Below are 12,533 nucleotides of genomic sequence, written 5' to 3'. Positions count from 1 at the left end.
GTTACTTGAACCACCCTTTGACTTTTTCGAAGGCCGATTCGAAGAGGCTTTCGTGGGGTTTGGATTCGATGCCGAAGCTCTCCTGGAGTTTGAGAAGAAGTTCTTCCTGCTCGCCGGAGAGGCGTGAGGGATAGGTGAGGCGCACCTGCGCGATGAGGTCGCCCTTGCCGCGACCGTGAACATCGCTGATCCCTTCGCCGCGGAAACGGTACTGCTGGGTGTCTTTGGTCCCCGTTTCGAGTTCGAGGGTGAGTTCGCCGGTGAGCGAGGGGATCGTGATCGCTTCGCCCAGTACCGCCTGGGTAAAGAATACGGGAACTTCGAGGTAGACGTCGTTGCCGTTACGGATGAAGTGGCTGTCTTCTTCGACGTCGAAGGTGACGTACAGATCGCCCCGTACGCCGCTTTTGCCGGTATTTCCGCGTCCTGAAACGCGCAGGCGGTTGCCCGTGTCGATTCCGGCCGGAATTTTGACGGTTACTTTCTCCTGGTTCTCGGTATAGCTTTTGCCGTTACAGTCGGGGCATTTTTCGCTCGCCATCGTCCCTTCGCCGTGACATGCGGGGCACGTCTGCGAGAAGGTCATGAAGCCCTGGCGCATGTAAACCTGTCCCTTTCCGCCGCATTGCGAACAGCCGGTTACTTTACCCTCTTTGGCTCCCGTCCCTTTACAGCTTTTGCACGAGGTTTTGGAAGTAAAGGTGATCTCTTTTTCGCAGCCGAAGACCGCTTCTTTGAAACTGATGCGCATCTCGACGCCCATGTCTAGGGGGAATTTATCGGCTTGTGAACGCCCTCCGCGGCGTCCGCCTCCCGCAAAGCCGTTGAACATCTCTTCGAAAATGCTGCCCAGATCGTCGAATCCGCCGAATCCGCCCCGCGAGGAGCCCATGCCCCCCTGAAGCCCCTCTTTGCCGTAGCGGTCGTAGATGGAACGCTGTTTTTCGTCGCTGAGGACCTGGTAGGCTTCGTTGCAGAGTTTGAATTTGTGTTCCGCGTCCGGATCGTCGGGGTTACGGTCTGGATGGTAGAGTTTGGCCATTTTGCGGTAGGCTTTTTTGATTTCGTCGCCGTTCGCGTTGCGGCTTACTTCCAAAATTTCATAATAGCTCAATTCTTCCACGCGTATGCTCCGTAATGTCTGTGAAGTTAGGTTTTTGCGAATTATACCATACGGAAAATGATGTTAGCTTAATTGAGCCTATAAGACTAAAGTTTATCTGTTCCCGATCAGAGGCATTGTCGGGAAAGCGTGTTGTAGTATAATACCCGGATGAAACGATCCCTGGACAAATTCAACCGCCTCGTCGACGCTTTGCAGAGTCTGCCGACGATCGGACAGAAATCGGCGACGCGGCTGGCGTATCATATGGTCATGCATGACAGTTTCGGCGCGCTCAAACTCGCCCATGCGATCGAAAGCGCGATCTCCGGCCTGAGAAAATGCCGTTCGTGCGGCGGTCTGAGTGAAGACGAGCTCTGTCCCATCTGCAGCGACGAGCACCGTAACCACGAGTTGCTCTGCATCGTCGAAAACGCCAAAGACATCCTCACGTTCGAGGAAAACGGCCTGTTCGAAGGACGTTATTTCGTCCTCGACTCACTCGATGAGCTCGACGTCTCCCATCTGCGCGATGTCGTCAACAGCGGAATCAAAGAGGTGATTTTCGCTCTTACCCCCTCGATCGCCAATCAGGGGGTGATTCTCTACATCGAGGACAAGCTCGCCGACTGCAACGTCCGCTTTACCCGTATCGCGCAGGGGGTTCCGACGGGGGTGAGTTTGGAGAACGTCGATATCCTCTCCCTTACCCGCGCGCTCGAAGACCGCGTGAGCATTTAACCCTCCATAAATTTCTTTGTTTTTTTCGTCGCCTGGGCTATTGCCGGGTCGTCGGGCCAGTAGTGCTTGGGGTAGCGCCCTTTGAGCTCTTTTTTGACCTCTGCGTACGAGCCGCTCCAAAACCCGACCAGATCGCGGGTTATCTGAATCGGGCGGTGCGCGGGGGAGAGGAGATGGAGCGTCAGGGGCAGTTTTCCCGCCAGTACCGAGGGGTGGCTGGTCGTTCCGAACATCTCCTGTATCCGTACGGCAAGCACGGGTGCGTCGGGATCACGATAGTCGATAGCGATTTCACTCCCCGTGGGGGCTTTGAAACGCTTGGGCAAAAGACGGTCGAATTCGCACCGGCTCTCCCAGGAGAGCGAAGAGAGCAAAATCTCTTCCCATGCCATAGCGGCGCATTCTGCGAGCGAGCGTTCCCCACCCAGATGGGGGAGAAGCCACGATTCCAGTCCGCACAACAGCGCGTCGTCGCTGAAATCGGTGTCGCAGTGCTGCGGGCAGTGATGTTTCAATGCGATGAGGCGCGAGCGCAATTGCCGGACATTATCGTCCCATCCGAGCGATTCGAGACCGTGGAGGCGGATACCCTCTAAAAGGGCGGCTTTGGTTTTTTCCGGATCGGGATCGGGGATCGGGCGGCTGGAAAGGAGCACCGCTCCGAGGCGTTCAAGCGCGCGGGCTTCGACCCGTCGGGTCTGAGGGTTCCATTCGACGAGGGTTTCGGAGCTAAAGAGTCCGGGATGGTAGTGTCGCAATGCCGTTTCCTCAAGCAAGGCCGCCAGATGGATCCGCGCACTTTTGGCGTCTCCGTCGCTGCGGGCAATGACGAGCCATTCGGCGGTTGCGAGAGGATCGTTAGGGGGGAGGTATGCCTCTTTCCCCTCGAAGGTGAGAAATTTTCCGCCTCCCCGTGCACGGGCGATGCGGTCGGGATAGGCGAACGAGAGGAGCACGGCGAGCGTTTCGCCCGCCATGTTTTCGCTCCATTGAAGCGGGGTGCCGAGTCGGCGTGCGATGTCGCGCACCGCTTGAACATGGGTCTGGAGGTGCGTTCCGACGCGGTTGGAAGCCAGCGCGTTTCGCAGGATGCGAAAGCGTTCGCCGATGTCGCTGAAGCGCTCGTCTGCGGGGATGAAATCGCGTTCGGAAACGAGGACCGCGAGGAGGATCGCTTCGCCCTCAAAGCCGAGTCCGCGTGAGCCTAGCAGCATGTGGGCCGCACGGGGATGAAGCCCAAGCGAGAGGATTTCCCGCCCGTGCGGGGTGATATTTCCTTCCAAAGCCCCCAGTTCGCGTAACAGTTCGCGTGCGTGCGAGAGGTGCGAGGGATTGGGCGGATCGATCCACCGCAAGTCGTCCGAACCCCATGCGGCCAGCTCGAGGGCGAGCGGGGCGAGATCGGCGGTGAGAATGTCGGGGTGGCGGAAGGGGCTCAGTGCGTGATGGGCGTATTCGCTCCACATCCGGTAACATTTCCCTGCCGAGGTTCGTCCCGCGCGTCCCGCACGCTGATCGGCCGACGCGCGTGAAATGCGCTGGGTTACGAGGCGCTCCATACCGACAGCGGGATCGAACCGGGAGAGACGTTCGAAACCCGTGTCGATAACGATGCGGATCCCTTCGATGGTAAGGCTTGTTTCGGCGATGTTGGTCGCGAGGACGATTTTGCGCCGCGATGCGGGGAGGATGGCGGATTGCTGCTCTTCGCGGGTGAGGTTTCCGTACAACGGGGCGATCAGCAGACCCGGGAACGTATCGCGTGCCCCCTCCAGACGTGCCGCAAGATCACGGATTTCCCGCTCGCCGGGGAGGAATACGAGAATATCCCCCTCGTCGCTGCGGAGCGCTTCGAGTACGGTACGGAACGTTTCGCCGGTAAGGTTCTTGGGATCGGGGAGAGCGGCCGAAGGGGGACGGTAGACGATATCGACGGGATAACTGCGCCCCTCGCTCGTGATGATGGGAGGGTGTCCCATCAGTTCGCTGAGCCCGCGGGTATCGAGGGTAGCCGACATCACCAGCAGTTTCAGGTCCTCGCGGAGCGCCTCCTGCGCCTGAAGGGCAAAAGCAAGCGAGAGGTCGCTGTGGAGGTTTCGTTCGTGAAATTCGTCGAAAATCACCAAAGCGGCTTCTTCGAGGGCGGGGTCGTTTTGGAGATAGCGGGTCAGTATCCCCTCGGTAATGACGAGGATGCGCGTCCGGTTCCCGCAGCGGCGTTCTCCGCGGATGTGGTATCCGACCCTCTCGCCGAGGGGTTCGCCCAGCATCTGGGCCATACGCATCGCGGCCGTACGTGCGGCGATACGTCTGGGGGAGAGAAGGATGATTTTTTTCTCCCCAAGCCACGGCTCATCCAGCAGCGAAAGGGGAACGGCAGTCGTTTTACCCGCTCCGGGCGGGGCTTGGAGGATAAGGCGGTTGGAAGAGAGCAGTTCCGAGCGGATCGTGTCGATCCGCTCGGCAATCGGAAGAGCCGAAAACTCCATTAAGATGCGGGTTTTTCGGCTTTGGCGGGGCTTGGTTTGGAGACTTGGGTGACGTTTTGGTTTTCACGCATCAGCCCTGCGGCGGTGTAGACGTTGCGCGGATTCCACAAAATCCATCCGTTGCTTCCGAAATCTTCGCTGGCGCGGATCTGGTCACGAATCTCCTTTTCGCCGTAGATGCGGCGGTCGAAAGCGTAATCGCGGAAAGCCTGAAGCCAAGGACGGAACGCTTTGGGCGACGTTCCCGATTTTTCGAGGGCCTTGTCGAGCGAGAGTTTGACGATTTCGTAATTGGCGGCGACGGGATTGGTGTAACCTGGAATTCCGGCGTTGAATCCGCTGGGGTAGAGCATCGGGCACATGTAATCGACGAACGGGGCGATCGCGTCGACGCGCTGGCCGATTTCGATGTCGGCGTTGTGCCAGCTGACGTAACCGAATATATCGGCAGAGACGAAAACGTTGTAAGGGAGCAGCTGGCGGCGGGCGCTTTCGAGAAAGCCCGAAATCGCCTTGACCCGTTCGGCCTGCGTATTCTCAACGGCGAATTTCACTCCTCTGGCATCGGGGAAGCGGATGTAGTCGAACTGGATTTCGTCAAATCCCGCCGCGGCACTCTCTTTGGCGATGGCGATCGGGTAATCCCACGCTTCGCGACGCGAAGCGTCGATCCAGTAGAGTCCCTCTTTGTCCTGGAAAAGGGTTCCGTCGCTGCGGCGGACGCCCAGATGCGGATTGGCGGTGACGAAAGGGGAATCTTTAAACGTTACGATACGGGCGATCGTATAGATTCCCTGTCCTTTGAGGTCGGCGACGAATTTTTTGAGGTCTTTGAAGAGGATGACCTCCTGCGCCCCGATTTTGTTTGCGGTCGGATTCGCCGTGCGGTAGGCGATCTGGCCGCGGTCCATTTTGATGTCGATGACGAGGGCGTTGATTTCGGTCGATTTGATGAGCTCCTTGGCGTTGCCCATCAGTTTCGAACTGGTGGCTCCGAAGCTGGAGAGATAAATCGCTTTGGGCGTAACGGGGCTGAGGAACATTTTCCCGCTCCCGGCGTAGAATTTCCGGTCATACCCTAGGGCGCGGACCCCGATCTTTTTCGAAGCGGGAATGGCAAAATTGCCTTCCGCGTCGGTGCGGTATTCTTTACCGTTGGCGGTGACGATCGCGCCTGCGATCGGCTTTTGGGTCTGTTTGTCCAGAACGGTCCCTTTGGTCATGGCGGGGGCTCCCCACGACAGTGTAACGACGGCGGCTAAAAGCGCAAATGCTTTCACAAGAATACTCCGAGATAATAAGTTGCGTAATCGTAGCAAAATTAATACCAAAATGCGGGGGTATAAGGACGAAAAAGGTATGATTTGCCCATCTAATTACAATATTCGGAGGATTCATGCCCTTTTCGACATTGAACCCCACGCTTCAGGCCAATCTTTCCGCACTCGGCTATACCGACCCGACGCCGATTCAGACGAAAGTCATCCCGCTGATGCTTCGGGGTCGGGATATCCTCGGCGCGGCGCAGACGGGGACGGGAAAAACGGCCGCATTCGCGTTGCCGATCCTCCAGCAGCTCGGAAAAGGCGATGCCGACGAGATCGCGCGTCCCCGTGCGCTCATCCTCGTCCCCACGCGTGAGTTGGCTACCCAGATGACCCGCGCGATCCGCTCATACGCGCTGGGCCTCGATCTGCGGATACTCAACGTCTTCGGCGGGGTGAACATCGACAAACAGATCGCGTCGCTTTCCAAAGGAGCCGACCTGCTGATCGCAACCCCCGGACGCCTGATCGAGCTGAATAAGCAGGGGCATATCCCCCTCTCAAAAATCAGCCATCTCGTTCTCGATGAGGCTGACACGATCATGGATATGGGATTTATCCGCGAAATCGAACAGATCGTCGACATGCTGCCTCCCTCACGTCAGACAGCACTTTTTTCGGCAACGATGACGGGGGCCGTCAAACGACTTTCGGAGCGGGTCCTTAAGCGCCCGCTGCTGGTCGAAATCGACAATCTCAAAGCCGCCGACGCCACGATCCGCCAGATCGTCCATCCGACCGAAGCCGAGCGTAAACGGGAATTGCTGGCGTACCTGATCGGCTCGAATAACTATCCCCAGGTTCTGGTCTTTACCCGTACCAAGGCAATCGCCGACGAGGTGAGCGAATACCTGCGCGAAAGCGGTCTGCCCTGCGTTACGATCCACGGGGACAAAAAACACGGTGCGCGCGACCGTGCGCTGCGCGATTTTCGGGAAGGGAAAAGCCGCATCCTCGTCGCTACCGACATTGCCGCGCGCGGACTCGATATCGATGGACTCGACGTCGTCATCAACTACGACATCCCCCACATCGCCAGCGACTACATCCACCGGATCGGCCGTACCGGACGGGCGGGCAAAGAGGGGACGGCGATAACGCTTCTTTCCGCTTCCGAATCGCTCTCGTGGAAAAAAATCGTCGCGATGCTGGGCAAAAACGTCGAGATCGTTCCGGTAGCGGGATTCGAACCGCCCTCAACCGACGGCCTGGTCAAAACGCGGGGCAAAAGCATGAGCAAAGAAGCGGAGAAAAAAGGGCGCACTCCCGGAGCGTTCGGGAACAAAAAGAAAAAAGAACCGGTACAGCCCAAACATATCGGCAAGCGCGGGCCGCGCGTGGCACGTGAAGAGGAACCGAAAAAAGCGGCTCCCAAAAAAGGAAAAGGGCGGGGGAGATAAGCTCTATCCGTTTCCTTTGATGTTTCGCGAGAGCTCCAGAAACACTTCCCCGTACCGCTCGTACTTCACTTCCCCGATTCCGCTGACGTTCAGCATCTCCTCCCGCGTCTGCGGAAGCCGTTCAGCCAGTTCGTAGAGGGTCTTGTCGCCGAATACGATGTAGGCGGGGACGCCGTTTTCTCGGGCGATGGTGGCGCGTAATGCCCTGAACTCCTCGTAATGCGCAGGGGCGTTCGGATGGGGGGCTTTGGATTTCTTTTCCGCTTTTTTGGGGCTCAGCCGCTCTTCGCGGATATGGACGCTTTGTTTTCCTCTCAGGATTTCCGCCCCCAGAGGGGTGAGGTGGAGCGCCTTGTACTCATCGGGCTCCAATGCTCCCAGCTCGACGAGCCGTTTGGCAATCGTCCCCCACACGCTCTTGCTCATCTCTTTGCCGATCCCGAAGACGCTGAGGCGTTCGTGGCCGTTGGAGAGGATTTTCTCCTTCTCCTCCCCGCAGAGCACCTCGCCGATGTAGGTCGCGCCGAACCGCTCCCCCGTCTTGTAGACGGCCGAGAGGAACATCCGGGCGGGGGTCGTGATCTCCTTTTTGCTCCCCTGTGTGTCCAGACAGTTGTCGCATTTATCACCGCAGGGGGTGATCGTGTCGCTGAAATAGGCCGCGATCGTTTTGTGGCGGCACTCCTCCGAGGTGGCGTAGTCCATCGCGGCGCGGAGCTTGGAAAGGGTCATCTCCCGGTACTGCGGGTCGCCCCCCTCGTCTATGAGCCGTTTTTTGGTAAAAAAATCGCTCCCCGAGTAGAACAGCACCGCCTCCGAATCGATCCCGTCGCGCCCGGCCCGCCCGATCTCCTGATAATAATTTTCGATCGTCTTGGGAAGCGAGGTGTGGATGACGAAGCGGATGTCTCCCTTGTCGATCCCCATCCCGAATGCGACGGTCGCGACGATGATCTGCGTCTCGTCGTTCAGAAACGACTGGTGGACGCTGCGACGCTGCTCGGAACTCATCCCGGCATGGTAGGCTGAGCATTTGAGCCCCTTTTTGGAGAGGAATTCGGCCAGCTCCTCGGTCTGGCGGCGGGAGAAGGCGTAGACGATCCCGCTCTCCCCCTCGTGTTTTTTCAGGATGTTCATCAGATCAGTGCGCCATCCGCCGTCGCGCTCTCGTACGGTGATGGAAATGTTTTTGCGCAGCACGGGCGCACGCAGGATCAGCGGGTCGCGAAGCCCAAGCTGGGAGAGGATGTCCTCGCGCACCTTCGGCGTCGCGGTGGCGGTGAAGGCGGCGATCGGGGTGTGGGGGAACGCGGAGCGCAGTTCACCCAGCCTGCGGTAGTCGTCGCGGAACTCATGCCCCCATTCGCTGATACAGTGGGCCTCGTCGATGACGAAAAAATTGATATCGAGCGTCCCCAGCCACGCGAGGAAAGAGCCGTTGGCCAGCCGCTCCGGGGCGACGTAGAGGAGCTTCAGTATCTTGTTTTTCGCCTTGGCGAACGCCTCCTGTTGCTCCTGCCGATCCTGCGTTGAGGAGATCATCTCCGCCTCGATCCCCAGCTCTTTGAGCGCGAGGACCTGGTCGTGCATCAGGGCGATGAGGGGGGAAACGACGACCGTGATCCCATCCATCAGTAGCGTCGGAAGCTGGTAGCACAGCGATTTCCCCCCTCCCGTGGGGAGTAGCATCGCCAGATCGCGGCGCGAGAGGATCGCATCCACCGCCTCTTCCTGCAACGGTCTGAAACCTGAAAATCCAAAGGTGTGTTTGAGGACGGAGTATTTGTCGCGGGGAGGGTGGGGCAAGGGGGGGCCTTTTGTTTTGATAGTGGCATTATACCGCTGTTTCATCCGCTTGCTTTTTAGAAGAGATACGGACATTATTAAGATAAAAAGCGTAGAATTACTGAAAATATGTCATTTTGTTTAATTTGATGGATATGTTTTGAAATTTAGAGATTTTATGTGTCCGATGATCTGCTCGAAATTGGGTAGATAGGGATATTTTTGGAATAAATAGTTAGATTATTTAGGAGCATAAAAATAAATATGAGTGATAAAATTCTTGGGAATGCAACTTATAAGTGCTCCAATTGTGGTGCCAAACATTATCTTAGACCAGATGATTTTTACTTTGAATCAGAGTCAGGGTCAGAGCGAGGAATGGGCACAGAAACCCAATATGTTGCTGAGTTTGATGAACCGTGCCATAAATGCGCCAATCCAATTGATCTAAAATTTTATGTATGGGAATACCCTACTGGAGTCATAAACTATACTGACGAAGAATCCAGTGGAGCTGAGGTAATTGATAGTGGCTTTAATATTTATAATGCACCACCGGAAGAAAGTTATCATGAAGCAATCGAATTAATAAAGTCATTATTATCATTTCGGTTTGATAAATTCTCAGAACTATTTGTTGACATCTGGATAAGTAATTATAAAAAGGCACCTAAACCAACAACAATTATTTCGATAATTGGAATTGTGCTTGGAATAACAAGCATAGGGATGTCAATTCATCAAGCAGAAAAAAAGCGATCTGCAATTTTTCAAGAAGCTCACAATTATAAAGATCAGTACAAAATATTGAAAGAAACAGAAGATAATTTAGATCATCTTGCACGCTTTATTTCATCAAAGAAAGCGGAGATCCAGACTACACAAGAACTTATAGAAAACCTTGAGAAGAAAAAGTCTGAATTAGAGCCCATTGTAAATGCACGTCAAGAAGTGATTGATGCAATTTTCTTGCAGCAAAGAAAACAGCTTGAAGAGGGAATATGGGTGGAAAGAGGGATTAGTTTTCTTCTTGGAATTCTAGCATCACTTATAGCTTCTTTGATTTGGCATTTTGTTAGCAGACTCAGGAAACGTAGTGAGAAGAATATAATCTAACAAATCACTTGGAAATAGGGGGCAGGTGATAACTATAACTAGGGCAAAGGTGTCAAACACTTTTTGTAAGTCCCTTGTCACTTTTTTTGTGCCGGCAAAAAAAGTAACCCAAAAAACCTCGTCTTTCGAGCAAATCGCTCGCATGCTCCCGGCACTGCTGCCTCCGCATGCGGCTTTCAAGGATGCTCGAAAAACAGGTTGCTTATTGTTTTCGCGTTCCGCGAAAATGATTGCATCAAACTTTCCCGCGATTCATTACCTAGAGCCGTTCTGGAGGCAGAAGTGCCGGGAGGAACAAGCGTTCTTGGATCGCGGTATGCTCTTTTGGTACTTTTCTGGCTAAACAGAAAAGTACGAAGGTTTAAATAAAACAGAGTACACTTCCCCTCCTAATTTCACCACCGCAGGATTCCCATGACCCCTCTGATCGACCTTCTCAGCCAAAAAACGAATATCTCCCCTAAAAACGTCGCCAATATCCTGGGGCTCCTCGAAGAAGGCGCCACGATCCCCTTCATCGCCCGCTACCGCAAGGAGATGACGGGGGGTGCGAGCGACGAGCAGCTTCGCGCGTTCGAGGAGGTGTACGGCTACGCCAAAAGACTGCTGGAGCGCAAGGAGGAGGTGCTGCGTCTGATCGGCGAGCGGGGGCATCTGAGCGATGAGGTGCGCTCCCGCCTCGACGCGGCGCAGAGCCTGCAGGAGGTGGAGGATATCTACCGCCCCTACAAGGAGAAGAAAAACACCCGCGCCGCGAGCGCGATCGCCTCTGGACTGGAACCTCTGGCGAATCTGCTGGAGAGTGGACGGCTCGAGAAGGGGGAGTTTCTCCAAAAAGCGGCGCAGTTTGTCAAGGGCACGGTGAAATCGGCCGATGAGGCGGTGCAGGGGGCGAGAGACATCCTCGCCGAGCGCTACAGCGACGATCCGCGCGAGCGGGACCACTGGCGGCGGCAGATGATGGAATACTCCTCGTTCGAGATCAAGGGGGCCAAGGGGCTGAAAGAGGACGGTCTGTACGCCAAGCTCGCGGGCAAAAGCGAGCGGATTTCCTCCATCCCCTCCCACCGCTACCTCGCCCTGATGCGCGGCGTTGCCGAAAAGGAGCTGAGTGTCAAAATCTCCATTGACACGGAGCGGGTCGCGCAGTCGATCGAGCGGTTCCGCATCCCCCGCCACGCCAAAAGCTCCAAAGAACTCCTGATGGAGGCGTATATGGACGGCTTCAAGCGGCTGTTGTTCCCCTCGCTGGAGAGGGAAGTCCTTGCCCTGATCAAGGAGCGTTCTGACGCGCAGGCGATAGCGACGTTCGGCAAAAACCTCTCGCAGCTTCTCATCACCCCTCCGGTGGCCAAACACGCGATCCTTGGGGTCGATCCGGCCTACCGTACGGGGTGCAAGCTCGCCGTCGTGGACGCCAACGGCACCTATGTGACCCATGCGGTGATCTACCCGACCCCGCCGCAGTCCGATTACGAGAAGTCGGCCAAAACGGTGAAGGAGTTCGCGCAGCGCTACGGGATCGATGCCGTAGCGATCGGCAACGGAACGGGATCGCGGGAGACGCAGGAGTTTTTCGCCCGGCTCAACCGCGAGGAGGGGCTGAACCTCGCCTACACGGTCGTGAGCGAAGCGGGGGCGTCGGTCTATTCGGCCTCGAAGATCGCGCAGGAGGAGTACCCGCAGCTTGATGTCACGATCCGCGGCGCGATCTCGATCGCCCAGCGGCTTCGCGACCCGATGGCGGCGCTCGTGAAGATCGATCCCAAATCGCTGGGGATCGGGCAGTACCAGCACGACGTCAACCAGAAGCTGCTGGAGAAGAAACTGGGCGACGTGACCGAAGACCTCGTCAGCCGTGTCGGGGTCGACCCCAACAGCGCCTCGGTCTCCTTGCTCTCCTACGTCGCGGGGGTGGGGAACAAGGTCGCCAAAGCGATCGTCGAACACCGTGAGAAAAGAGGGGCGTTTCGCTCCAAAGCGGAGCTGCTGAAGGTCAAGGGGCTGGGGGCCAAGGCGTACGAACAGTGCGCGGGGTTCTTCCGTATTCGTGGCGGCAAAAGCGTCCTCGATAATACGGGCGTTCACCCCGAGAGCTACGGCGCGGCGTCGGCGCTGATGGAGCGCTACGACGTACAGGGCATCACGAAAGAGCAGCTCCCCGCCATCGCGCGCGAGCTGGGGATCGGGGAGGCGACGCTGGGAGACATCGTCGCGGAATTGAAAAAACCGGGGTTCGACCCCCGCGAATCTCTCCCCCCGATCGCTTTTCGCTCCGATCTGACCGACATCAAAGAGCTGAAACCCGGCTCGATTGTCTCGGGGGTCGTCCGCAACATCGCCGATTTCGGCGCGTTTGTCGACATCGGGCTCAAAAACGACGGCCTCATCCATATCTCCCAGATGTCGGAAAAACGAATCGCCCACCCTCTCGAGGTGCTCAGCGTCAATCAGCAGCTGGGGCGTATCCGGGTGCTCGAGGTGGATGTCGAAAAGCAGAAAGTGTCGCTCAGTCTGAAGGAAGAGTAGCCATAATCGAAACGTATCTTTATAATATGGCCAAGTTATTATAGAT

General features: G+C 56.5%; 8 protein-coding genes. 4 read left to right on the top strand and 4 right to left on the bottom strand.

Going from position 1 to position 12,533, the window contains the following annotated elements; translation table 11 throughout:
- Nucleotide 1 precedes the first annotated feature (1 nt).
- Nucleotides 2–1,123: a molecular chaperone DnaJ gene (gene dnaJ / locus E0765_RS05585; protein ID WP_132812238.1), complete on the bottom strand. Its 1,122-nt coding sequence runs from the start codon at nt 1,121–1,123 to the stop codon at nt 2–4.
- A 150-nt stretch (nt 1,124–1,273) separates the two neighbouring features.
- On the opposite strand from dnaJ, the gene recR reads away from it, so the two are divergent.
- Nucleotides 1,274–1,843 (top strand): recombination mediator RecR, encoded by a 570-nt coding sequence (gene recR / locus E0765_RS05580; protein ID WP_132812237.1) that lies wholly within the window; start codon nt 1,274–1,276, stop codon nt 1,841–1,843.
- Here the strand turns inward: recR and hrpB are convergent.
- Nucleotides 1,840–4,332: an ATP-dependent helicase HrpB gene (gene hrpB, locus E0765_RS05575; RefSeq protein WP_132812236.1), complete on the bottom strand. Its 2,493-nt coding sequence runs from the start codon at nt 4,330–4,332 to the stop codon at nt 1,840–1,842. The genes recR and hrpB overlap by 4 nt on opposite strands.
- Nucleotides 4,332–5,612, bottom strand: coding sequence for a putative glycoside hydrolase (locus E0765_RS05570; RefSeq protein ID WP_132812235.1), 1,281 nt, complete (start codon nt 5,610–5,612; stop codon nt 4,332–4,334). The genes hrpB and E0765_RS05570 overlap by 1 nt, the downstream gene beginning before the upstream one ends.
- Before the next feature lie 116 nt (nt 5,613–5,728).
- Here E0765_RS05570 and E0765_RS05565 point away from each other — a divergent pair, with 116 nt between their 5' ends.
- A complete protein-coding gene (locus E0765_RS05565) occupies nt 5,729–7,057 on the top strand; it encodes a DEAD/DEAH box helicase (RefSeq protein WP_132812234.1) in 1,329 nt (442 codons plus the stop codon).
- A gap of 3 nt (nt 7,058–7,060) precedes the next feature.
- Here the strand turns inward: E0765_RS05565 and recQ are convergent, their stop codons facing one another.
- Nucleotides 7,061–8,908, bottom strand: coding sequence for a DNA helicase RecQ (gene recQ, locus E0765_RS05560; RefSeq protein ID WP_132812233.1), 1,848 nt, complete (start codon nt 8,906–8,908; stop codon nt 7,061–7,063).
- A 198-nt stretch (nt 8,909–9,106) separates the two neighbouring features.
- On the opposite strand from recQ, the gene E0765_RS05555 reads away from it, so the two are divergent.
- Both E0765_RS05555 and E0765_RS05550 read left to right on the top strand, forming a co-directional pair.
- Entirely contained in the window at nt 9,107–9,958 is an 852-nt protein-coding gene (locus E0765_RS05555; RefSeq protein ID WP_132812232.1) for a hypothetical protein, read from the top strand.
- A 414-nt stretch (nt 9,959–10,372) separates the two neighbouring features.
- Nucleotides 10,373–12,487, top strand: a complete 2,115-nt coding sequence (locus E0765_RS05550) for a Tex-like N-terminal domain-containing protein (protein ID WP_132812231.1) — start codon at nt 10,373–10,375, stop codon at nt 12,485–12,487.
- Nucleotides 12,488–12,533: the final 46 nt, after the last annotated feature.

Source organism: Sulfuricurvum sp. IAE1 (genome assembly GCF_004347735.1).
GTDB lineage: Bacteria > Campylobacterota > Campylobacteria > Campylobacterales > Sulfurimonadaceae > Sulfuricurvum.
The sequence above is the reverse complement of the archived record's forward strand: the minus strand, read 5'-3'. Positions and strand labels throughout refer to the sequence as shown.

Coding starts and splice junctions, on each gene's coding strand:
- recR (WP_132812237.1), top strand. CDS start 1,274: ATGAAACGATCCCTGGACAAATTCAACCGCCTCGTCGACGCTTTGCAG.
- hrpB (WP_132812236.1), bottom strand. CDS start 4,332: ATGGAGTTTTCGGCTCTTCCGATTGCCGAGCGGATCGACACGATCCGC.
- E0765_RS05565 (WP_132812234.1), top strand. CDS start 5,729: ATGCCCTTTTCGACATTGAACCCCACGCTTCAGGCCAATCTTTCCGCA.
- recQ (WP_132812233.1), bottom strand. CDS start 8,908: ATGAAACAGCGGTATAATGCCACTATCAAAACAAAAGGCCCCCCCTTG.
- E0765_RS05555 (WP_132812232.1), top strand. CDS start 9,107: ATGAGTGATAAAATTCTTGGGAATGCAACTTATAAGTGCTCCAATTGT.
- E0765_RS05550 (WP_132812231.1), top strand. CDS start 10,373: ATGACCCCTCTGATCGACCTTCTCAGCCAAAAAACGAATATCTCCCCT.